We start from the raw sequence: 23,190 nt of genomic DNA on the forward strand, positions 1-23,190 counted from the left end.
GTCTTACCCACGTAGACGATACGCAGGTGACCCGGTGGCCGGGCATTGTGCCTGATCCATTCAACGAATGAAACGCTGTTTTTTACCTCAATGGCGTAAGTATAGTCAACTATTGCTTACAAAATCGCCAAAGCGCAGCGCCGTTCATTACCGGATTTACCTTCTTTGACCACAACTTAGGTCGTACGTTCCTCAGCGGGCCAAAAGGTCGCCCCCTGCTCGGCCATGTGTAACAAAGTGTCACATGGTGTAAAACGCGGGCCGTACTGAGCAGCCAGGCGCTGCAATATCGCGGCGACCTCCCCCGCTCCCAGGGTATCCATATAGCGGAACGGGCCGCCAAGAAACGGCGGAAAACCAATGCCAAATACGGCGCCGATATCACCATCGCGGGCGCTGCGAACCACTCGCTCATCGAAGCAGCGCGCCGCTTCGTTAAGCATCATCATCACGCAGCGTTCCGCCACCTGCTGCGCGGACAAGCGCGCCTGCGGTGAGGAAATACCCAATAAAGCGTAGATTGCAGGATCGGGCCGTTTTTTGCTTTTACGCCCTTTTGCCGCATAAAGATAGAAACCCCGGTTATTTTTTCTCCCTTTGCGATCGTCATTCAGAATCGAGCTAATGATGTTTGCAGGCGGGCTAAAACGATCTCCCCATGCGGCCTCCAGCACCGGGATAATTTTGGTACCGGTATCGATTCCCACTTCATCAAGGAGCTGAATAGGGCCAACCGGAAAACCGAATTTAACCAAAGCGTTATCAATATGCTCTACCGGCTCGCCTTCCATCAACAGGCGCATGGCTTCATTTATGTAGGGGGCCAGAATGCGGTTAACATAAAAGCCCGCTTTATCGGCGACGACAATCGGCGTTTTACCCTGCAGTTTCGCCAGCTTAACCGCCGTCGCAATTGTTTGCCGATCCGTACCACTATGTGGAATCACCTCCACCAGCGGCATTTTGTCTACCGGGCTAAAGAAGTGAAGCCCGATGACCCGCTGCGGCCTGCTTGCATGCGCCGCGATCTCGCCGATCGGTAAAGACGAGGTGTTAGAAGCAAAGATCGTCTCCGGGCGGCAGTGCTGTTCAACTTCGCTGACCATCTTCTGCTTGAGCGTAAGGTCTTCAAACACCGCTTCGATCACCACATCGCGATGTGCAAATCCCTGATAATCCAGCGAACCGGATATTAACCCCATCTGGCGATCGCGCTCGCTGGCGCGCAGATAGCGGCGACGCACCTGTTTATCGAGCAGATCCCAGCTGTACTTCAGCGCGTGATTTATCCCGCGCGGCTGGATGTCCTTAATGCGTACCGGTAATCCGCCTTTGCAGGCGGTGACGTAAGCGATACCGCCCCCCATGAGTCCTCCGCCCAGAATGCCCACGCTGCGCAGCGCGACGGGATCAGCATCCGCGCCGCGATCTTTTTTCAGATCGGTGCTGGCGAAAAAAATCGACCGTAGCGCCTGCGATTGCGGCGTCATCGCCAGCTCGCCAAAAGCGCGGGCCTCCTCGGCGTATCCGCTGCTGCAGCCCTGCGCCAGTCCGGTTTCAATCACCTGCAGAATGCGCTCAGTTGCCGGGTAGTTCCCCTGGGTTTTGTGATGCGTCTTTTTCGCGACCAGACGAAACAGCAGGCTGCGGCCAAGCGGGCCTGCGAGAATACGTTCGCGCGCCGGAACAGCGCGGCTTGCCGGGCGACCTTTGAGCGCCAGTTCAATCGCGGTTTGCAGCAGGATAGTCTGCGGCACCACCTCATCAACCAGCCCTGCCTTCAGGGCCTGACGCGGGCGAAGCTGCTTACCGGTCAGGATCATCTCCAGCGCGCCGCTGACGCCAATTAATCGCGGTAGACGCTGAGTTCCGCCAGAGCCGGGCAGCAGCCCCAGCTGAACTTCCGGGAGGCCAAGCCGGGTTTTATCGTCATCGCTGCATACCCGCCCGTGGCAGGCCAGCGCCAGCTCAAGGCCGCCGCCCAGGCATGCGCCGTGGATAGCGGCAATCACCGGAATCGACAGACCGTGGATCTCGGCCATGATTTGCTGACCCTGACGGGCAAGCGCCTCCGCTTCCTGCGCGGAATGGCAGCGGGCAATCATATTGATATCCGCCCCGGCGATAAAGTTATCCGCTTTTGCCGAGATGAACACCGCGCCGCGCAGCTCCTTATTGTCGCGGATCTGGCGGATGATCCCCCGTACCTCGCTGGCGAACTCAGCTTTCAGGGTATTCATTTTTTCACCGGACGCGTCAATGGTGATGACGGCGATATTGTCCGGGCGAACCTCAAGCGTAAATGCCGATACGGTTTCCATTATTCGGCCTCCAGAACCATCGCTGAACCCAACCCACCCGCCGCGCAGGCGGTGACCAGACCAAATCCGCCGCCGCGCCGCCGCAGTTCATGCAGCGTTTGGGTAATCATTCGCGCGCCGGTGGCGGCAAAGGGATGACCGTAGGCAATCGAGCCGCCAAGCACGTTAAATTTGCTCTCGTCCACTTCCCCGGTAGCCTGAGAGCGGCCAAGCACTTCGCGGGCAAAGCGATTGCTGGCCATACATTGCAGGTTGGCCAGCGTTTGCGCGGCAAAAGCTTCATGCATATCAATCAGGGTCAAATCAGCCAGCGTCAGCCCCGCTCTTTCCAGCGCCAGCGGCGTCGACCACGCCGGGCCCAGCAGCATATCCTGGCGAACATCAATCGCGGTGAAAGCGTAGCTTCGCAGATAGCCCAGCGGAACAAGGCCCAGCTCTTTAGCCCGGGATTCGGTCATCAGGATCACCGCCGCCGCTCCATCGGTTAGCGGCGTACTGTTCGCGGCGGTTACGCTCCCGTGTTGACGATCGAAGGCCGGGCGTAACTTTTGGTAATCCGCCAGGGTTGAATTTTTACGAATATTATTATCCTGTTCCAGCGGTTCACGGAACGGCGGCGTGTACGCCGTCATCACTTCTGCCGAGAGCTTACCTTCCTCCCAGGCTCTGGCGGCAAGCTGGTGTGAACGCAGCGCCAGCGCATCCTGCCGTTCGCGCGTGATAGCCCACGTTTTCGCCATCTGCTCGGCGGTATCGCCCATCCGCAGGCCGGTTGAGTATTCGGCAACCGCTGGCGGTACGGGCAGAAGGTCGCGCAAACGCAGCCGAGAAAATAGCTTCAGACGCTGTCCCAGGGTGCGAGCTTTGTTGGCATCAACAAGCGTTCGGGCGAGTTTTTTGCTGACGCCAATAGGTAATACGGAAGAGGAGTCGGCTCCGCCGGCGATACCCGCGCGAATAGTGCCTGCCATCAGGCTTTCCGCGACGTTGGCTACCGCCTGAAAGCTGGTCGCACAGGCGCGGCTGACGCTGTAGGCATCGGTATGCACGCTCATACCGGTCCCCAGCACAATTTCCCGGGCGATGTTCGGCGCTTCCGGCATCTGCACCACCTGGCCAAATACCAGCTGGTCTATTATGTCCGCGGGGATGTTGCTGCGAGCCAGCATTTCGCCGACCACCAGCTTACCTAAATCAACGGCCGGCACGCCGTGAAAAGCCGTCGCCTGTCGGGCAAACGGAGTACGTAAACCGCTGACTATCGCGATACGATCGCCCTGGCGGGTGACTAGCGGTAATGCCTGACTCATAACGCTCCCCTGTTAACCGATAAAACAAAGTGGTCTGACCTGATAACAGTTTTAACTAATATTTTACATTAAGCCAATCGGGGAACCGAAAAAGTGGGAGCCAAAACACATTGATTAGAAAAGGTAACGCCCCTGCCATGAGGGGCATTAAGGGAAGGATTAACGCAAGCCGAGCTGGAAAATCAGGGTTTCAGCTTCACAGCTGAACACGAAATCGATATCCAGCTTCACGCCACCATCAACGTCGGTAAAGGTCGGGGTGATTTTGCACGGCTCTGATTCAACGTTACGCGCTCTTTCGCTTAATGCGGCGAGCGTTTCTTCGGCTTCGGCACGGTTCGCAAACACGCGGCTATAAGAGGCGGTGCAATCGGTGTTGTCCATAATGGTGCCAACATCCATACAGCAGCAAACCGGGGTTTCATCAGCACTGCATTTACTCATCGTAGATTTCCTCTGTATATGCACTCAAGGTGCCAGACAAATAATGTGCGTATTTTACGCCCCGGACATGCCTGCCTCCAGTCGTTAATGGCGACAAACGGGATAAGTGACCGAAATCACACTTAAAAATGATCCAAAACAAAAAGCACCTACTTTGGGTAACAGGTACCCGGGCAAATTTGCCAACTGGATCGCGTTTCTTAGATCACAATTGAAAAAACTTATAAACAAACTTGCAACATATCATCTGGTCAGACCTATACTCAGCGCACTGGTCTGATTTCTCTGTCGTAAAGCAGACCCTACACTTCGCGCTCCTGTTACAGCATGTAACATTGTTTAAATAAAAATAACTCTATGAGGTTATGGGCATGAGCCAGAAAACCCGCCTTACCCAATCTGCCCTTGCAGTGGCTGTAGCACTCGTTTCAACCCAGGCCTGGTCAGCAGGCTTTCAGCTAAACGAATTCTCTTCATCGGGCCTTGGTCGCGCCTATTCAGGTGAAGGCGCTATTGCTGATGATGCGGGAAACGCCAGTCGTAACCCGGCGTTAATCATGATGTTCGACCGTCCAACCTTCTCCGGCGGCGCTATTTTCGTCGATCCTGATGTCAACGTCACCGGTAGTTCAGTTATCGGTAATGACGCCAGCCAGGACAATATTGCGCCTACCGCATGGGTGCCAAATCTGCACTTCGTGGCGCCGATTAACGACCAGTTCGGTTGGGGAGCTTCCCTGACCTCTAACTATGGTTTAGCCACCGAGTTCAACAACGATTTTGCCGCGGGCTCGATGGGCGGTACCACCGATCTCGAAACGCTCAACCTGAACCTGAGCGGCGCTTATCGTCTCAACGACCACTGGAGTTTTGGTCTGGGCTTTGACGCCGTGTACGCTCGAGCAAAATTAGAGCGCTATGCGGGTGATTTACCGGAAATTATCGGCGCACAGCTACCGGGAATGGTGAAAGCCGGCAAACTCTCCCCGGCTCAGGCTGCGGCCATCGGTCAACAGGCCGGCGGTATCAGCCGCGACACCCAAATTGCTCGTCTGAAGGGTGATGAATGGGGCTTTGGCTGGAATGCCGGTATTTTATATGAAGTCGATAAAAACAACCGCTACGGCTTAACCTACCGCTCTGAAGTCAAAGTTGATTTTGACGGGGATTACAAGAGCAGCCTGCCGTCTTCCCTCAACCCCATCAACTCCGCTCTGGGCCTGGGCCTGCCGTACGGCACCGGCGGCTCCACGATTGGCGGTTCTCTGACGTTGAATCTGCCAGAAATGTGGGAAGTATCAGGTTATAACCGCGTGGCGCCAAAATGGGCCGTTCACTACAGCCTTGCCTATACCAGCTGGAGCCAGTTCCAGGAGCTGAAAGCGACCAAAACCAGCGGTGGTGAAACGCTGTTCTACAAGGACGAAGGTTTTAAAGATTCCTACCGTATCGCGCTGGGTACGACCTATTACCACGACGATAACTGGACCTTCCGTACCGGTATCGCCTTTGATGATAGCCCGGTCCCGGCTTCCAATCGCTCTATCTCTATTCCGGACCAGGATCGCCTGTGGCTCAGCGCCGGTACGACTTACGCCTTTAATAAAGATGCCTCAGTCGACGTCGGTGTGTCTTATATGCACGGTCAGCACGTTGAATTTACAGAAGGGCCGTATACCTTTAAATCAGAAGGTAAAGCCTGGCTGTACGGCGCGAACTTCAACTACCGTTTCTGATAATGTGAAACCACAAAAAAGGGTGAACATGATGTTCACCCTTTTTACTTTCTACCCGTCGGTTACTGTGAATCGATATCTTTGAGATCGCCCTCAATCGCCTGCGCGTTCGGGTTTTCATTCGGGGAAAGTTTACCGCCGTTGGCGATAAAGTCGTGACGCTGGAAGTAGGCTTCACGCATTAAAATATACGGATCGGAGGACTGACGGAGCAAGCCGTCTGAATCCAGCAGCTGCGCGCGCGTTTCAACGCCCTCAACCATCCATTTGCCGATAGACATCGGCCATGTCAGCCAGGAAAGAACCGGATACAGGTCATCAGCCATATCGCCACCCTCATCACGCAGGGTGAAGCTGCCGTAGAAAGGCAACTGCACATATGGACCATAGCCAACGCCATAGTGACCCAGCGTGCTACCGAAGCGGGCAGGCTCAACGCGCTGTAGTTTCGGATTCGCCATCCCGGCCACATCAACCAGGCCACCCATCCCAAGGATGGTGTTCAGGAAGAAACGCGTAAAGTGCACCATTCCTTTATAGGGATCGCCTTTCAGGAAGGAGTTCACCATTACCGCCGGCTCTTCGAGGTTGCTGGTAAAATTACTCAGCCCGTTACGCGCCGGCTGCGGAACGTAATCACGCCACGCCACCGCGACGGGGCGAAGGACATAGGGATCGACAACGTTGAAGTTGAAGTTGAACATGGTACGGTTAAAGCCTTCAAGCGGATCTGAACGCCCCTGCGGCCGATCGCCAGAACTCGAACTGGCGCATCCCACCAGCAATGTGGCGCCAAGCGCAAGCGCCGACAGGCGAAAATTCATAGGTGTCTCCCTGTTAATTTAAGCTATCGCTGGGGGTTATCGGGGGACAGCTGCCTCCATAAAGATATCGCCCGTAAGCATGTGCCTGCTTTCAGCATAGCCTTTTTTAGCATCATTGTTGGTGTCCCGATTCTATACACATTTTGCAATTTCCGTATTGCTAATCTTGTCATTGTGAAGAATTTAGGAGCTTATCCGACCCGAACAGCCGAAACCGCTCTAGGATTATAATAAAGACCCGCCGTTGAGGAAAAGTTATGAAACCGCAAACTCACCATGATAATGAGGATGTTGAAGTAGAGAGTGAAGAAAAGCAGAATGGTGAAGAAATTGAGGTTGATGAAGAACGCCTGCCTTCACAGGCGATGGCCACTCATGAAGTAATTCGCCAGGAGGGCGAGAAAGAGCTCGAACGCGATGCCATGGCGCTATTATGGTCAGCGATTGCCGCCGGACTTTCGATGGGCGCCTCGCTGGTCGCCAAGGCATCTTCCATGTCCACCTGAGCGAACTTCCCGGCGGCTTCTTGCTGGAAAATCTTGGTTATACCTTTGGTTTTGTGATCGTCATTCTCGCTCGCCAACAGCTGTTTACCGAGAACACCGTCACCGCCGTCCTGCCTATTATGCATAAACCCACTCCAGGCAACATCGGCCTGCTGTTACGTTTATGGGGGATTGTGCTGGCAGGTAACTTAATCGGGACCGCTATCGCGGCCTGGGCGTTCGATGTTATGCCTGTGTTCGATGAGCCCACTCGCGAAGCCTTTCTTAAAATTAGCCTGAAGGTCATGCAAAACCCGCCGCTGGAGATGTTTGCCAATGCAATTATCTCCGGTTGGCTGGTCGCCACCATGGTGTGGATGTTTCCTGCCGCAGGTTCTGCAAAGATTGTCGTCATCATTCTGATGACCTGGCTTATCGCCCTCGCGGACACCACGCATATTGTGGTTGGCAGCGTCGAGATTTTCTACCTGGTATTTAACGGGACGCTACCGTGGCAGGAATTTATCTGGCCTTTTGCTCTGCCAACGCTTGCCGGCAACATATGCGGCGGGACCTTTATTTTCGCTTTACTAAGCCATGCCCAGATTCGCAATGACATGAGTCATGAGAAGAAAGCTCGTGCAGCCGAGGAGGCCAAAAAGCGCTAAATGGCTATAGATTAAGCAGTTGGCCTGTACAAGCTTAACGAGCGCCGAAAATAACGCTATAATCCCGGCGCTTCGTCCCCTTAGTTAAATGGATATAACGAGCCCCTCCTAAGGGCTAGTTGCAGGTTCGATTCCTGCAGGGGACACTTTTGAATTATTCACCTCCGTTCACAGCATTCGTTTAATCATCACCACCGCAGAACAACGCCAGCCCCGAAGCAGATGAATCACAGAGGTTTATCGATTCCTGCATAGATCTCATCAAGTTGCTGTAGCCGGTCTTCGTATGATTTCGTCAAACAACGGCTGTCGCTGCCGCATTTCTGCCGGCTATGGAGCCATGTTTTTTGTGCATCCATCATCTCGCCACGCGTCCCCATTGGAAAAAGCCCCCGCAGAAACTCATACTTCGTCGCCATCACCACGTCCATATCGTTCAGGCTCCGGTTAGCGCAGATAGCCTTTTCATCCGCCTGCGTCGCTTTCTGACAATCAAAACTCGCGGAATACCCCGCTATCGGATACAGCACAGCAATAGTCATCAGTACTTCTCTTATCTTCATACGCGCTCCATTTCCGCACTCCCGCCATTTGTGCTACCCGTTTATAACGAGTGCCCCTCGCTACGAAGCCCAGCGTAAGCTTTTGACACACTGACGCTCTGAACTATCCGTGCTGTCGATAATTATAGTTAATCCACCTTAAGGCTCCCATTGGGTTAGCCGCGCGCCTTCCGCAAAATCTTTTTTCCCGACGATAAAACGCCCCACAGCCTGGCTGAAGTATCGGTCAGAATTGCATCAACGCGGGTCACGGTATCGCTTGCCAGAGAGGGAAAAAATTTTTCTACCGTAACGCTTTTCATAATTATGTCTGGCCTGATATTCCATATATAAATTCAATTCCATTTAAAATCAATTACATATATTAAATTTTAACATTCACAGTAGTTATCATTGTTGATTGTTTCCCTGCGTTACGATTCGCAAAACAATGCCGGTAGATAAATCCCTGACGTCACGTATTCTTCCCGCTGCCGGATGCGCTGAACTGCTGTTCTTTCAGTATCAGCGTTGCTTAAAAGCAGCGCGTCCGGCGGTTTATGGCGGATGAAAAGCTATCTTCTCAGCCATCCGCTTCATATTGCGGCAGGATGTCTGCGACAAGAATCGGGTTCTGTACGGGACTTGCGGACAGCCTGTTGCCTTACCTAAATTGGTTATACGGATAGATATGATGAAAAAACTCGCAATGGCACTGGGTATCTGTGCGCTTATGGCTTGTGGCGCTGCCAGCGCGGCAAATGGTCAGGTCGTTTCAAAAGCTAAGTCAGCCTGCCAGAATAACGCGACGCAGTGCGCCCAGGCAAAGTCCACGGCAAAAGCGGATGCGCAGAAAGAAGCAAAAGCAGCCAAAGACGCCTGTGCTAAAAACCAGGCAGCCTGCGACAACGCAAAAACTGCGGCCAAAAACGCAGTGAAAAAGTAAAAACAGTACGGTGGGGGTATAACCCCACCGTACTTTCACAAATATGCTCCGCACAGTACGCAAGCCCGATTCCAGCAAGGGAAATTCTGTTTTGCTTATGACAGATATAGCAGGATTCTTTGCACACGAGCCCGCATCAAAACAAGCATTGACACGATACAGGCCTGACCCATGGCGATCCCTCTTCTGTCCGTTCACCAGCCGCATCGTCTATCCGAGGATTTTCAAGCAGGTTCCGCTTTCGATGAATCATCAGCCTTTTGACTCAATATCGCCTCCTGCATTATTAGTAATTTCATATAATTATTGGAAATTCAATGCACCAACAAAATAATTAAAAGTCATTAATTCATCACAAGGATAATGAGTACTGCGGATTTTTTTAGCCGCGATACATTTAATTATTACAGGAAAGCTGATAAGATGCATTAGAGATAATATTCTGACCAGATTCAACATGACATGCCAATATCAAAGTTTGATATAAAACATCTGTTTTGATAAATATTTTGTATGAATCTAAATCGTCGCAACGTCGATAGAGGTCAATTTAGGAAAACCATAACCCCCTATTTTTCATAAGATGATATAGACCATGGAAAGAAAAGAAAGAAACATATGGAAACTAAACAATCTCCCCCCCCTGGAATACTGTTCAATATCTCGCGCTAAAAAATTATTGAATTGTGAAATAGAAGATCTGCTTCATTGGCATGATATTGGCGCGATAAGCCTGTGCATAAAAGTAGGTAAAATTAACGGAACATTAAAAGGTGCGTTCCAACATGACCAGAGCAGTAATAATCTCTATTTTCTTAACGCACCCAATGTTGATGAATTGAGTATCAGCGAAAGATCTTGGTCACGGCATTCCAAAATTAACAAAATTTTTAAATTTAATGATAGTGAAGCAAATCAGGAAGCCCAATATGGTATGCCGATTACCCAGCTGAAACTCCGGGTTTCCGTCTCCGGGTTATGGTACTGCCACACAAGAAATTTAATGGAGATCTTAGAAACGCCTGATGGCATGATTACCGAGGAGAGGATAAGCATCATATCACCGGCCACCAATGTCCTCTTCTGTCACTTCATACCGGACGAGGATGAGAGACCAACCATCACGCTGAGTAAGCTTTACATCACAAGTCAGGCGATTGAGAAAATTTATGAACATACCATCAGCAGTCGCCCTCTCGAACTTTCTGAAAAAGCCTTAGATTTACCTGAGGAGCAAGATATGGTGACACCCTCAACGATTATGCAAAATAAGTTGCTCATTGAATTTATCAATCACATCATCCAATCCAATCCACATTTTGGCGATAACATGCTTAACGCGACTGAAAACAAAAAAAATAAAATATTTAATAGGGCTATGGATAAACTCAGGTCTGAAGGCGTGGTTTCCAGCTACGGCAGCATTAATCTTCCGACGTCAGAATATACGTTCGAATGATACTTCTTTAATTTAATTATATCAGAATGAATCATTTCAGCGCTATAGGTACAGGGCGCGCAACGCAGTAGCAAATGTGAAATGCATTTCAATATGAATTCATATATACATCTGACTTCACAATAAAACTGTTCTCTATAAACGCTCCTGATGTTTATGAATCACTTCATATACAGCGAATCAACATGACGTTAAGTCTCCGCCAGTGGATTCCTGAAAACCCTGCCCTGCGCTCAATATTGACGCAGCCTGATGTGCCATTGGTATAAACTCTCGGGTCGCGGCGCTTTGCCAGGCCCCCTTTCGCTGTATCAAACACGCGGTTCTTTCCAGTAATGATGGCACGAGTTCGATCGCGGTTAAATCGTCACGCCCCTGAACAATAGCAGCAGGAAGCAAGGTTGCCAACGACGTGCGTTCAACCACGGTCAGCACTGCGCTAATCGAGTTGGCCTCCATCTGCACTTTCGGTTGAATACCGCGCTGTCGGCAGTCGCGATCGATTTGTTCGCGAGTAGCAAAAGCGCAGCTTAGCAGAATCAGTGACGCCTGATTGAGCGCCGTCAGCGCCACACGACGGGTCGCCGCCAGAGGATGAGAGCGGCCAACCACCAGCGCCAGGGTTTCAGAGAGCAGCGGCTGAGACACAATATCCCGCGAATCGCTACCGTCGAAAGCGATCCCGATATCCAGCTCATCATTGAGCAGCAGAGTCTCCATTCGATCCTGCGCCAGCTCTTGTATATCCAGCGTTATATTCGGGTAACGTTGATAAAACGAAGCCACCAGCGGCCCCATAAAATAATGGGTAAAGGTTGGCATCATCGCCACACGTAAGGTGCCGCGCTGCAAATCGTCAACATCATGGAGCGCGCGCTGCCCCTCGGCCAGTTCCCGTAAAGCCCGGCGCGCATAAATTAACCAGACCTTGCCGGCGTCCGTCAGGCAAGTGTTGCGCCCGCTGCGATCAAAAAGCCGTACTCCCAGCGTCTCTTCCAGCTGTCGAATCTGCTGCGACAAAGCCGGCTGTGAAACATGCAGGATGGCTGCCGCTCGCGTAAAGCCGCCGTGTTCAGCAACGGCAATGAAGTAGTTGAGGTGTCGCGGCAGCATGAATTCATCCATAAGAAATTCAAATGAACTCAATCATAATTAAGTATTTTAACTTATGAAATAAGTTACGTACTCTGCTCGCGATTCTTTACCAAACGCCACAGGAGATCGGCATGAGTTGCCTCAATACCTTCCCCACAGCGAAACAAACGCCGGCTACTCAACGATGAACCTGACGCAACGTAATGGCACGATGCTGCTGGTGCTGGTGCTTATCGGTATCAATATGCGTCCGCTGCTGACCTCCGTTGGACCGCTCCTTCTGCAGATCCAGCAGGCAAGCGGCATGAGCTTCACGCTTGCCTCTCTGCTCACCGCGCTACCGGTGATCGCCATGGGTCTGCTGGCGCTAGCCGGCGGCTGGATTAACCGTCATTTCAGCGAGCGTCAAAGTATCTCCCTCAGCCTGTTAACGATCGTCGCCGGGGCTTTACTTCGCGAACTGGCGCCGCAGAGCGCGCTATTACTCAGCAGCGCGCTCCTTGGCGGAATCGGCATTGGTATTATTCAGGCGCTTATTCCCGCGGTGATAAAGCGTCTTTTTCATCGTCGGACGCCGCAGGTGATGGGGGTCTGGTCCGCGGCGCTGATGGGCGGCGGCGGCCTGGGCGCCGCATTCACGCCGTGGCTGGCGCAGCATAGCGCTATCTGGTATCACGCGCTTGCGTGGTGGGCGTTACCCGCCGCCGCCGCGCTCCTCTGCTGGTGGCCGCTAAGCCGAACGTTACCCGCCCGGACGCCATCAACAACCCGGGTCACGCTTTTTCGCCATCGTCGCGCGTGGACGCTTAGCCTCTATTTTGGTTTGATCAACGGCGGCTATGCCAGCCTGATTGCCTGGCTGCCGCCTTACTATATGCAGTCGGGCTACAGCGCGCAGTTCAGCGGTACCCTGCTGGCGTTAATGACCATCGGCCAGACCGGCGGAGCGCTCCTGCTGCCCATCCTGGCCAGACATGAGGATCGACGAACGCTTCTGATGCTGGCATTGGCCTTACAGCTTGTCGGCTTCTGCGGTTTTATCTGGCTACCGCAGCAGGTACCGCTTGTCTGGGCCATCTGCTGCGGTATTGGGCTTGGCGGCGCATTTCCGCTGTGTCTGGTCCTGGCGCTCGATCACGCCAGGCACCCCGCCATTGCGGGCCGACTGGTCGCGTTTATGCAGGGAGTGGGCTTTATTGTCGCCGGGCTTTCCCCCTGGCTGTCGGGACTGCTGCGGAGTTTAAGCGGCAATTACCAGCTCGACTGGATGCTTCACGCCGCCTGCGTCCTGGCCTTAATGGCCATAACGCTGCGTTTCGCTCCCGCACGCTACCCGCAAGAGTGGCAACATCAGGATTCAGCCGCTCGCTAAACCCGTTATCTCCTCATGCGGGATAGTTAACTCCTCCCGCATTCAGGCAGAAAAAAGCACAAAATCAAACAACTATATCAGTACAAAAACTGTTGTTAATGACCGTCGCCAGAATGAAATTTAATACCGAATGAAATTAATGTGTCGCCGAATCACGACACTCGTAAGTAACTAAAAATTAATAAAAAAATGGCTCTTGTTTCCCTCATTTTTTAGGCGTACATTAGCGCCATCTGGAGCCGTTTACGCTCAGAATTTACAGCTACCGCCCGCTGATAAAGCGTCGTTTTCGTGAGCGATAGCTGAGCAGGCAATGAAGAGCAAATTCATTTAAGGCGTCTCGCCGAGAGCGCGGAGTGATGAGTCGTGAAATATTTCTTAATGGGCATTTCTTTTATGGTCATCGTTTGGGCCGGTACTTTCGCCCTGATGATCTAGCTTTAACGGTGTTAAAAAAAGGAGCCTTTCGGCTCCTTTTTTTATTCGTGACTTTCGCTGGTCAACTTAGCCGACGCGGGAAGCAGCCCGTCGGCACGGAACATCGATTTTATGCCCCGCACCGCCTGGCGGATACGATCGCGGTTCTCAATTAACGCGAAGCGTACATGGGTATCGCCATAGTCTCCAAAGCCAATGCCCGGAGAAACGCAGACTTTTGCATCCTGCAGCAGCTTTTTAGCAAACTCCAGTGAGCCCATCGCCGCATACTGCTCTGGGATCTTCGCCCAGACATACATTGACGCCTTCGGACATTCCACCATCCATCCGGCCTCATGCAACCCTTTCACCAGCACATCGCGACGACGTTTATACTGCTCGGCAATGTCGCGAACGCACTGCTGATCGCCTTCAAGCGCGGCAATCGCCGCAACCTGTAGAGGGGTGAAAGTGCCGTAATCGTGATAGCTTTTAATGCGCGCCAGCGCATTAACCAACGTTTTGTTACCGACCATAAAGCCGATACGCCAGCCCGCCATATTATAGCTTTTAGAGAGCGTAAAGAATTCGACGGCGACATCGCGCGCGCCGGGGACCTGCATGATAGAGGGCGCTTTCCAGCCATCGTAAACAATATCGGCATAGGCCAGATCGTGCACCACCAGCACGTCATAACGCTTCGCCAGCGCCACGACTTTCTCAAAGAACTCCAGTTCGACGCACTGTGCGGTCGGGTTGGAGGGGAAACCGAGGATCATCATTTTCGGCTTCGGGTAACTCTCACGAATCGCGCGCTCAAGCTCGTTGAAGAAATCCACGCCTTCGACCAGAGGTACCGAACGTACCTGGGCTCCGGCAATCACCGCACCGTAAATATGGATGGGATAGCTGGGATTTGGCACCAGTACGGTATCGCCATGGTCAAGCGTCGCCAGCATCAGATGCGCGAGCCCCTCTTTTGAACCAATGGTGACTATCGCTTCTGATTCCGGATCGATCTCAACGTTATAGCGCTCTTGATACCAGCGAGAAATCGCCCGGCGCAGGCGCGGAATGCCGCGGGAAGTAGAATAGCCGTGGGTATCGGGACGCTGGGCAACGGTGCAGAGTTTCTCAACGATATGCGGCGGAGTGGCGCCATCGGGGTTACCCATGCTGAAATCAATAATATCTTCGCCGCGGCGTCGCGCAGCCATTTTTAGTTCAGCAGTGATATTAAAAACGTAAGGGGGGAGACGATCGATACGCGTAAAACGGCGTTCAGGACTGAATTCAGCCATAGATTCCTCGGATTAACGTTAGCGCCCGGACCGTCCGAGCGACGCTGCTGCCTGTGCAGCACGTTTAGAAAATAACCCGAAAATTTTCCTGCTGTCGAGAGGGGCAGAGAAAAATAATTTCTGGCGATAAAAACGGGCATCAGTACGACTAAATACGGCAGCAACGTTCTTTCCCCTCCTCGCCTACTACATCAAAATTAACATGCTGATATCTTTAATTTTACTTAAATGCTTGCTCATCCGTAGACGCTATTGAATCGCGGGTGTTTGTTATTAATCCCCTTTTATTTGTAAGACTTTTCCCTATTCATGCCTTCAGCTGGCCTTCTGCCACGAGGTTTTCTATCATGTTGCTTTCTCGCGATTAACACGGCGCACACATGCACGAAATATTTACTATGCTGCTGGCGGTTTTTGACCGCGCGGCATTAATGCTGATTTGTCTCTTTTTCCTCATTCGCCTGCGCCTGTTTCGTGAACTTCTGCATAAATCCGCGCACACCCCTAAAGAATTGCTGGCCGTTACCGCGATCTTCTCTCTCTTTGCCCTCTTTAGCACCTGGTCAGGCGTACCGGTCGAGGGATCGCTGGTCAACGTGCGTATTATCGCGGTCATGTCCGGCGGGATCCTGTTCGGCCCGTGGGTTGGGGCTATTGTCGGCGCGATCGCCGGCGTACATCGCTACCTGATTGATATTGATGGCGTCACCGCCGTCCCCTGCTTTATTACCAGCATTGTCGCCGGTCTGCTCTCTGGTTTTATTGGTCGTAAAGTGCCGAAAGCCCAGCGCTGGAAAGCGGGGATCCTCGCCGGGATGCTATGCGAAACCTTAACCATGATTCTCGTGATCGTGTGGGCGCCTTCATTCGCGCTGGGGATAGACATCGTGTCTAAGATTGGTATTCCGATGATCCTTGGCAGCGTATGTATCGGCTTTATCGTTTTGCTGGTGCAGAGCGTTGAGGGGGAAAAGGAAGCCAGCGCCGCCCGTCAGGCAAAACTGGCGCTCGACATCGCCAACAAAACGCTCCCGCTATTTCGCCACGTCAACAGCGAGTCCCTGCGTCAGGTATGCGACATTATCCGCCGCGATATCAGTGCCGATGCCGTCGCGATTACCAATACCCAACACGTGATGGCCTACGTCGGCGTCGGGGAAATCAACTACCGCGATAACGATGACTTTATCAGCCCGACGACGCAACAGGCGATCCGCTATGGAAAAATCATTATTAAAAACAATGATGAGGCTCATCGGACGCCGGAAATACACTCTATGCTGGTCATTCCGCTGTGGGAAAAAGGCGTCGTCACCGGTACGCTAAAAATCTATTACTGCCACGCGCACCGCATCACCTCCTCATTGCAGGAAATGGCGGTAGGCCTGTCGCAAATCATCTCTACGCAGCTGGAGGTTTCCCGCGCTGAACAGCTGCGTGAAATGGCCAATAAAGCCGAGCTGCGGGCGCTGCAAAGCAAAATCAATCCCCATTTCTTATTTAATGCGCTGAACGCCATTTCATCGTCGATTCGCATGAATCCGGACACCGCGCGTCAGTTAATTTTTAATTTGTCGCGCTATTTACGCTACAACATTGAATTAAAAGATGATGAACAGATAGATATCAAAAGGGAGCTGTATCAAATCAAGGATTACATCGCGATTGAACAGGCTCGCTTCGGCGACAAGCTGACGGTGATTTATGATATTGATGATGAAGTCAGCTTTATGATCCCCAGCCTGCTAATTCAGCCGCTGGTGGAGAATGCTATCGTCCACGGGATTCAGCCCTGCAAAGGAAAAGGCGTGGTGACCATTGGCATCAATGAGTGCGGGAATCGGGTACGAATTAGCGTTCGCGATACGGGGAACGGTATCGACCCTGCGGTGGTAGCGAGGGTAGAGGCTGACGAAATGCCGGGAAATAAAATCGGTTTACTCAATGTTCATCACCGGGTCAAGCTACTGTACGGGGAAGGACTGCATATCCGACGCCTGACGCCGGGGACCGAAATTGCCTTCTATGTGCCAACCCAACACGCGCCCCAGGTGGCTACGGAGTCGCTGCTGTCATGAGCGGAGATAAAATGAAGGTCATCATTGTGGAAGATGAGTTCCTCGCGCAGCAAGAGCTCACCTGGTTGATTAACACCCATAGCGAAATGGAGATTGTTGGCACCTTTGACGACGGTCTGGATGTGCTGAAGTTTTTACAGCACAACAAAGTCGACGCCATTTTTCTCGATATCAATATTCCATCTCTGGATGGCGTACTGCTGGCGCAAAACATCAGCCAGTTCGCGCATAAGCCCTTTATCGTTTTTATTACCGCGTGGAAAGAGCATGCGGTGGAAGCCTTTGAGCTGGAGGCGTTTGATTATATTCTCAAGCCCTACCAGGAATCGCGCATTATCAACATGCTGCAAAAGCTGACCGGCGCCTGGCAGCAACAGCAGCAGGTCAGCGCCGGTAGCGGGGCAGCGGCCAATCCAGCCAGGGAAAACGACACGATTAATCTGGTTAAAGATGAACGGATTATCGTCACCAGCATCCACGATATTTACTACGCGGAAGCGCATGAAAAGATGACGTTCGTTTATACCCGCAAGGAGTCCTTCGTGATGCCGATGAATATCACGGAGTTCTGCAACAAGCTACCGACGGCGCACTTTTTCCGCTGTCACCGCTCGTACTGCGTCAACCTGAGCAAAATTCGCGAAATCGAACCCTGGTTCAACAACACCTATATTCTGCGGCTACGCGACCTTGAGTTTCAGGTTCCGGTAAGCCGCAGCAAGGTGAAAGAGTTTCGCCAGCTCATGCATCTGTAGAGGATTTACCCGAATAATCATTTTATTCGGGTAAGAGACGGGGCTTACAGAATCTGTCCCAGAGTCTGACGCAAGTGCGCGCCGGAGCCCAGCAGTCCCGGATTGTCGTGGACAATCAGATAGACCGGAATATCCTGGACGAAGGCTTTAAATCGGCCTTTATCTTCAAAACCGCCGCGAAAGCCGGAGGCTTTGAAGAATTCAAGGAAGCGCGGCACGATACCGCCAGCAATATACACGCCGCCAAAGGTGCCGAGGGTCAGCGCCAGGTTACCGCCAAATCGGCCCATAATGACGCAAAACAGCGACAGCGCGCGGCGGCAATCGATGCAGGTATCGGCCAGCGCGCGTTCGGTCACATCTTTAGGCTGCAGATTTTCCGGTAGACGCCCGTCAGACTTCACGATCGCATGGTAAAGATTGACCAACCCCGGTCCAGATAAGACGCGTTCAGCGGAGACGTGCCCCAGCTCGCTGCGCAGCTCTTCGAGAATAATGCCTTCCTCTTCGCTATTAGGGGCGAAATCCACATGGCCGCCCTCACCCGGCAGGCTCACCCAGCGCTTATCAACGTGTACCAGATGAGCAACGCCCAGCCCGGTACCGGCGCCGTAGACGGCAATCGGCTTGCCTTCCACCGGTTCCGCGCCGCCAAACTGAATCAGATGTTCAGCTTTTAGCATGGGGATCGCCATCGATACCGCGGTAAAATCGTTAATGATTTCCAGATGCGAGAAACCCAGGTTCTTTTTCATCTCAGCGATAGAAAATGCCCAGGTGTGGTTGGTCATCGCCACCCAGTCACCGGTAATCGGACAGGCGATGGCAATACAGCCGTCTTCTACCTGGACGTTATGCTCTTCCAGATAGACCTGAACAACGGCTTCAAGACTGGGATAATCGAGCCCGGAATAGGTCTTAGCACGGGAGATCTCCCCGCTTGCCAGATCGCATAACGCCAGACGAGCATTCGTTCCGCCAACGTCCCCTACTAAAGCAAATTTTGTCATTCCGTTACGGCTCCGCTAAAGTCAAAATGATTCTTTGGCACACTCTAAATTCATGACGTCCTAACAACAACGACCAACGCATAAGCGCCCTTTGTTTAGCGACCTACGTCACAGTTAGGCTGTAATTTATGAAATTATTGTGCGGCCGATCGTCAGGCCAGCTCTTTACTTTATCGTTTCAGCACCATTTGCGCCAACGACCTTAACGCCCCCGGGCAAAGTAGTGCGTCGAAACCTTCAGAAGGATATTTTCATGCTGCACCCGCGCGCCAGAACGATGCTGTTGTTATCAATACCCGCAATCGTGATTGGTATTGCTGCCAGCCTGGTCTTGATTGTGGCGATGAAAACGGCAGCCATGCTGCAGAATATTCTCTGGAGTAGCCTGCCTGGATTGCTGGGCATGAACGCCAGCGGCCCTTTCTGGACGATAGCTATCCTCACCGGCACCGGCATCGCCGTGGGTCTGGTCGTGCGTTTTAGTCCTGGTCACGCCGGACCCGATCCGGCCACCGAGTCACTCATTGGCGCACCGGTGAGTCCCGGCGCTCTGCCCGGCCTGCTCGCTGCGCTGATCGTCGGCCTGGCGGGCGGCGTTAGCCTCGGGCCGGAGCATCCTATCATGGTGATTAATATCGCCCTCACGGTGGCGCTTGGCTCCCGCCTTTTCCCGCGAGTCAGCGCGCTGGACTGGACGATCCTGGCGTCCTCCGGCACTATCGGGGCGCTATTTGGCACGCCTGTTGCCGCGGCGCTGATCTTTTCGCAAACGCTGAACAGCAGTAACGATGTGCCGCTTTGGGACCGACTCTTCGCCCCCTTACTTGCCGCGGCGGCGGGCTCTCTGACCACCGGGCTGTTTTTCCACCCCAACTTTTCGTTACCTATTGCGCACTACGAGCGGTGGCAGCTTGTCGATATCTTTAGCGGGGCTATCGTGACGCTGATTGCTATTGCCGTCGGCATGGTTGGCGTTTGGTGCTTACCGCGCCTGCACGCGCTGATGCAGCGGCTGAAAAATCCGATCTTAACCCTCGGTATTGGCGGATTTTTATTGGGGATCCTGGGCGTCGTCGGCGGGCATATCACGCTGTTTAAAGGCCTGGATGAAATGCAGCAATTAGCCTTCAGCCAGACGTTAACCGCCAGCGATTACATGCTTATTGCTTTGGTGAAGCTGGCGGCGCTGGTGCTGGCGGCCGCCTGTGGTTTTCGCGGCGGTCGAATTTTTCCGGCGGTGTTCGTCGGCGTCGCGCTAGGCCTGATGCTTCACGCACACGTGGATGCCGTGCCGGCAGCCATCACCGTTTCCTGCGCCATCCTCGGACTGACGCTGGTAGTGACGCGTGATGGCTGGTTGAGCCTGTTTATGGCAGCGGTCGTGGTGCCCGATTCCACGCTGCTTCCGCTGCTGTGTATCGTCATGCTTCCGGCCTGGCTGCTGCTGGCCGGTAAACCCTTGATGATTGCCAGGAAGCGTGGAGATTAAACCCGGCTGTTTCTCTCTTCCAGCGCCTGAGTGACCGTGCGCAGAAAGTCGGGAATATCCATTTTTGGCAGCATCACCTCCACCAGCGTCAGCCTGTCTGAGGCGACGCTGCTATTCATCGCTTCCTGCAGTTCGTGGGTGCGCGTCACTCGCCAGCATCGGGAAGGGACATCGGGCGCAAAAGCGTCAGGCAGGCGATTCCAGTCCCAGAGCGCAATATCGTTATAGCGCTGCTCGGGGCCGTGAATTGCGCGCTCGACCGTATAGCCTTCGTTATTGAGCAACAGGATCAGCGGGCGCTGCTTGTCTCTGAGCATCGACCCCAGCTCCTGAATAGTTAACTGCGCAGCGCCATCGCCAACAATCAGCACCACCCTTCTGTCCGCTGCCGCGATTTGCGCCCCGTAGGCTGCCGGAAGGGTAAAGCCTATCGATCCCCATAGCGGCTGGACAATCAGCGTTGCGTCAGGGGGCAGCTTAAGCGCGGCGGCGCCAAAAGCGGCCGTCCCCTGATCGGCAAGGATAATATCTCCCGGGCGCAGCTGTTTCTGCACCGTACTCCAGAAGTTTTTCTGCGTCAGGCTCCCCTCTGGCGCGCCGCTGACGCCCGGCGCCTGAACATTTGGCGCATGCCATTCTGCCGCCAGGCTGGCAGAGAGTTCGATTAAGACATCCAGCGCCTTTTCCATCGGTACCCGGCTAAACCAGCGATCGCCAACCCGCACGGCGAAGGGCTGGACTTCTATCGTTTTTTCCTGCGGAAGGTGTTGGGTGAAACCGGCGGTAATGGTATCGGTAAAACGCGTGCCGACGCAGATAATGGTATCCGCGCTTTCAATGGCATCGCGGGTATCCTCTGTGCTGGCTATCCCGCTGTAAGTCCCGACGAACCCAGGCTGCTGCTCATCAAAAAGCCCTTTGCCCATCAGCATCGTGGCGTAAGCAACCGGCACCTTCGCCACCCACTCTCGCAGAGCGTTTTGTAGCCCATAGCGCTGGGCGAGAAAATCCGCCAGCAGCGATACGCGACGGCTGCTTCTGAGCATCCGCTCGGCGTGCTCGCGGAACCCCGCCAGCTGGTTCTCGTCGGCGGGCAGCGTGTGAATAAGCAAGCGGTGAGCTGGCGGGGTGGCCTTTGCTTTGGCCACATCGGCCGGCAGCATGAGATAACCGGGGCGATGCTGGGTCAGCATTTCACTCAGTACCCGGTCTATTTCATGGCAGGCATTTCCCGCTGCGAGCACCGCCTGAGAGCAGGTAATATGTTCACTCATACGCGAAAAGTGGCTGAAATCACCGTCGCCAAGCGTATGGTGCAGCAGCTCGCCGCGCTGCTGTGCGCCGGTACAGGGAGCGCCGACGATATGCAGGACCGGTACATGCTCAGCGTAGCTCCCGGCAACGCCGTTGAGCGCGCTCAGTTCACCGACGCCATAGGTGGTCAACAGCGCGCCCGCGCCCTTAATGCGCGCATAGCCATCGGCGGCATAGGCGGCGTTTAGCTCGTTAGCACAGCCTACCCACCCTAAGCTCTGCTGCGCGATAACGCTGTCGAGAAACTGTAAATTGTAATCACCCGGTACGCCAAACAAGCGGTCTATGCCGCAATCTACGAGACGATCCAGCAGATAATCGCCAATGGTATAAGTCGGTTGCATATCCTTACTCTCCTCTCGTGCAGGTAAGTTGAGTATTGAATAAGCAGGTGCGCTGTCCAGATTGCGCTCAACAATGGCGGTGGAAAGCAAAATTTACGCCTTCAGGGTGTGTACTCCGCGGCAAACATTCTTTAGTGTAAACGTATACACAACCCTGTTTTATCTGCGGAGGAAGTATGGTTTACCAGGCAAACGCCACGCGATATCAAACGATGGAGTACCGCCGCTGCGGTCATAGCGGACTAAAGCTACCGGCGATTTCTCTTGGGCTTTGGCACAATTTTGGCGACGAAACGCGGGTGGAAACCAGCCGCCAGCTTCTGCGTCACGCATTCGATCTCGGCATGACTCATTTTGATTTAGCCAACAACTATGGGCCACCGCCGGGTTCGGCGGAGAGTCATTTTGGCCGCATCCTGAAAGAGGATTTTTTGCCCTATCGCGATGAACTGATTATCTCCAGTAAAGCCGGTTACACCATGTGGGACGGCCCCTATGGCGACTGGGGATCGCGCAAGTACCTGATTGCCAGCCTCGACCAGAGCCTTAAGCGAATGGGTCTCGACTATGTCGACATCTTCTACCATCACCGCCCCGATCCCGAAACGCCGCTGCGGGAAACCATGGGCGCGCTGGACCACATCGTCCGCCAGGGGAAAGCGCTCTACGTCGGATTATCGAATTATCCGCTCGAACAGGCCCGGGAAGCCGTCAATATCCTTAACGATCTCGGCACGCCGTGTCTGATTCATCAGCCCAAATATTCGATGTTTGAACGCTGGGTCGAGGAGGGGTTACTCGATTTCCTGCAGAGCGCGGGGGTGGGAAGTATAGCGTTTTCACCGCTTGCGGGCGGCCAGCTCACCAACCGTTACCTGCACGGTATCCCTGCAGACTCCCGCGCCGCCAGCGGCAGCCGGTTCCTGCAACCGGAGCAGCTTACTGAAAGCAAGCTGGAAAAGATTAGTCAGTTGAATACGCTGGCCGAATCCCGCGGGCAAAAGCTCTCACAGATGGCGCTGGCCTGGGTACTGCGCGATGAGAAAGTGACGTCGGTACTGATTGGCGCCAGTAAAACTTCGCAGCTCGACGATGCGGTTGGCATGCTGGAAAACCGCCATTTCAGCGCCGAAGAACGGGCCACCATTGACGCGATCCTTGCGGTGTAAATTCATTGTTACTTTAGCAAAAAGTGCTCTCACTTGCGATTTAGGAGTTCCTCCGATGCGGCGGGGCTTTACCGCCCCGTAATATCAGGTTAACAGGCCGACAACGGCCCC

General features: G+C 53.4%; 18 protein-coding genes, 1 tRNA gene and 1 pseudogene. 11 read left to right on the forward strand and 9 right to left on the reverse strand.

Features of this window, described 5'->3' with window-relative positions; all coding sequences use genetic code 11:
- Nucleotides 1–176 precede the first annotated feature (176 nt).
- From fadJ to FQK12_RS26415, 3 genes are all read right to left on the reverse strand, one after another.
- A complete protein-coding gene (gene fadJ, locus FQK12_RS26405) occupies nucleotides 177–2,321 on the reverse strand; it encodes a fatty acid oxidation complex subunit alpha FadJ (RefSeq protein WP_014230285.1) in 2,145 nt (714 codons plus the stop codon).
- Nucleotides 2,321–3,631 (reverse strand): acetyl-CoA C-acyltransferase FadI, encoded by a 1,311-nt coding sequence (gene fadI, locus FQK12_RS26410; protein WP_014230286.1) that lies wholly within the window; start codon nucleotides 3,629–3,631, stop codon nucleotides 2,321–2,323. Before fadI ends, fadJ begins: the two co-directional genes overlap by 1 nt.
- 159 nt (nucleotides 3,632–3,790) lie before the next feature.
- A complete protein-coding gene (locus tag FQK12_RS26415; RefSeq protein ID WP_014230287.1) occupies nucleotides 3,791–4,075 on the reverse strand; it encodes a YfcZ/YiiS family protein in 285 nt (94 codons plus the stop codon).
- 371 nt (nucleotides 4,076–4,446) lie between these two features.
- Between FQK12_RS26415 and fadL the strand changes: the two genes are divergently transcribed.
- Nucleotides 4,447–5,811, forward strand: a complete 1,365-nt coding sequence (gene fadL / locus FQK12_RS26420) for a long-chain fatty acid transporter FadL (RefSeq protein WP_014839142.1) — start codon at nucleotides 4,447–4,449, stop codon at nucleotides 5,809–5,811.
- A gap of 62 nt (nucleotides 5,812–5,873) precedes the next feature.
- Here fadL and mlaA read toward each other — a convergent pair whose 3' ends face one another.
- Nucleotides 5,874–6,635 (reverse strand): phospholipid-binding lipoprotein MlaA, encoded by a 762-nt coding sequence (gene mlaA, locus FQK12_RS26425; RefSeq protein WP_014230289.1) that lies wholly within the window; start codon nucleotides 6,633–6,635, stop codon nucleotides 5,874–5,876.
- Between the two features lie 257 nt (nucleotides 6,636–6,892).
- On the opposite strand from mlaA, the pseudogene FQK12_RS26430 reads away from it, so the two are divergent.
- Together FQK12_RS26430 and FQK12_RS26435 are read left to right on the forward strand one after the other, a co-directional pair.
- Nucleotides 6,893–7,788: pseudogene (locus tag FQK12_RS26430) on the forward strand (formate/nitrite transporter family protein).
- A 74-nt stretch (nucleotides 7,789–7,862) separates the two neighbouring features.
- A tRNA-Arg gene (locus FQK12_RS26435) sits at nucleotides 7,863–7,934 on the forward strand.
- 81 nt (nucleotides 7,935–8,015) lie between these two features.
- Here the strand turns inward: FQK12_RS26435 and FQK12_RS26440 are convergent.
- On the reverse strand, nucleotides 8,016–8,351 hold the full coding sequence (locus FQK12_RS26440; protein WP_014230292.1) for a lysozyme inhibitor LprI family protein: 336 nt from the start codon (nucleotides 8,349–8,351) through the stop codon (nucleotides 8,016–8,018).
- A 670-nt stretch (nucleotides 8,352–9,021) separates the two neighbouring features.
- Here FQK12_RS26440 and FQK12_RS26445 point away from each other — a divergent pair.
- Complete coding sequence (locus FQK12_RS26445) at nucleotides 9,022–9,276, forward strand: hypothetical protein (RefSeq protein WP_004852922.1); 255 nt, start codon at nucleotides 9,022–9,024, stop codon at nucleotides 9,274–9,276.
- A 595-nt stretch (nucleotides 9,277–9,871) separates the two neighbouring features.
- Complete coding sequence (locus tag FQK12_RS26450; RefSeq protein WP_042945765.1) at nucleotides 9,872–10,735, forward strand: hypothetical protein; 864 nt, start codon at nucleotides 9,872–9,874, stop codon at nucleotides 10,733–10,735.
- Nucleotides 10,736–10,915: 180 nt separating this feature from the next.
- Here the strand turns inward: FQK12_RS26450 and cynR are convergent, their stop codons facing one another.
- On the reverse strand, nucleotides 10,916–11,848 hold the full coding sequence (gene cynR / locus FQK12_RS26455; protein ID WP_014230296.1) for a transcriptional regulator CynR: 933 nt from the start codon (nucleotides 11,846–11,848) through the stop codon (nucleotides 10,916–10,918).
- A 166-nt stretch (nucleotides 11,849–12,014) separates the two neighbouring features.
- On the opposite strand from cynR, the gene FQK12_RS26460 reads away from it, so the two are divergent.
- Nucleotides 12,015–13,202, forward strand: coding sequence for a cyanate transporter (locus FQK12_RS26460; protein ID WP_014230297.1), 1,188 nt, complete (start codon nucleotides 12,015–12,017; stop codon nucleotides 13,200–13,202).
- 366 nt (nucleotides 13,203–13,568) lie between these two features.
- Complete coding sequence (ypdK, locus tag FQK12_RS26465) at nucleotides 13,569–13,640, forward strand: membrane protein YpdK (RefSeq protein ID WP_077777854.1); 72 nt, start codon at nucleotides 13,569–13,571, stop codon at nucleotides 13,638–13,640.
- 41 nt (nucleotides 13,641–13,681) lie between these two features.
- On the opposite strand, the gene alaC is transcribed toward ypdK, so the two are convergent.
- Complete coding sequence (gene alaC / locus FQK12_RS26470; protein WP_009654875.1) at nucleotides 13,682–14,920, reverse strand: alanine transaminase; 1,239 nt, start codon at nucleotides 14,918–14,920, stop codon at nucleotides 13,682–13,684.
- Nucleotides 14,921–15,318: 398 nt separating this feature from the next.
- Between alaC and FQK12_RS26475 the strand changes: the two genes are divergently transcribed.
- Both FQK12_RS26475 and FQK12_RS26480 read left to right on the forward strand, forming a co-directional pair.
- Complete coding sequence (locus FQK12_RS26475; RefSeq protein WP_161506375.1) at nucleotides 15,319–16,998, forward strand: sensor histidine kinase; 1,680 nt, start codon at nucleotides 15,319–15,321, stop codon at nucleotides 16,996–16,998.
- Nucleotides 16,999–17,009: 11 nt separating this feature from the next.
- Complete coding sequence (locus FQK12_RS26480) at nucleotides 17,010–17,753, forward strand: LytR/AlgR family response regulator transcription factor (RefSeq protein WP_014230298.1); 744 nt, start codon at nucleotides 17,010–17,012, stop codon at nucleotides 17,751–17,753.
- A gap of 44 nt (nucleotides 17,754–17,797) precedes the next feature.
- Here the strand turns inward: FQK12_RS26480 and glk are convergent, their stop codons facing one another.
- Nucleotides 17,798–18,763 carry a glucokinase gene (gene glk, locus FQK12_RS26485; protein WP_004852938.1) on the reverse strand — a complete coding sequence of 322 codons (966 nt, stop codon included), beginning with the start codon at nucleotides 18,761–18,763 and terminating at the stop codon, nucleotides 17,798–17,800.
- Nucleotides 18,764–19,016: 253 nt separating this feature from the next.
- Here glk and FQK12_RS26490 point away from each other — a divergent pair, with 253 nt between their 5' ends.
- A complete protein-coding gene (locus FQK12_RS26490) occupies nucleotides 19,017–20,252 on the forward strand; it encodes an ion channel protein (protein WP_014230299.1) in 1,236 nt (411 codons plus the stop codon).
- Here FQK12_RS26490 and FQK12_RS26495 read toward each other — a convergent pair.
- Entirely contained in the window at nucleotides 20,249–21,910 is a 1,662-nt protein-coding gene (locus FQK12_RS26495; protein ID WP_014230300.1) for an alpha-keto acid decarboxylase family protein, read from the reverse strand. The two genes, FQK12_RS26490 and FQK12_RS26495, sit on opposite strands and share 4 nt — an antisense overlap.
- 176 nt (nucleotides 21,911–22,086) lie before the next feature.
- On the opposite strand from FQK12_RS26495, the gene mgrA reads away from it, so the two are divergent.
- Entirely contained in the window at nucleotides 22,087–23,079 is a 993-nt protein-coding gene (mgrA, locus tag FQK12_RS26500; RefSeq protein WP_014230301.1) for an L-glyceraldehyde 3-phosphate reductase, read from the forward strand.
- Nucleotides 23,080–23,190 lie beyond the last annotated feature (111 nt).

The organism is Klebsiella sp. ME-303 (assembly GCF_007910085.1).
Classification (GTDB): Bacteria; Pseudomonadota; Gammaproteobacteria; order Enterobacterales; family Enterobacteriaceae; genus Klebsiella; species Klebsiella michiganensis.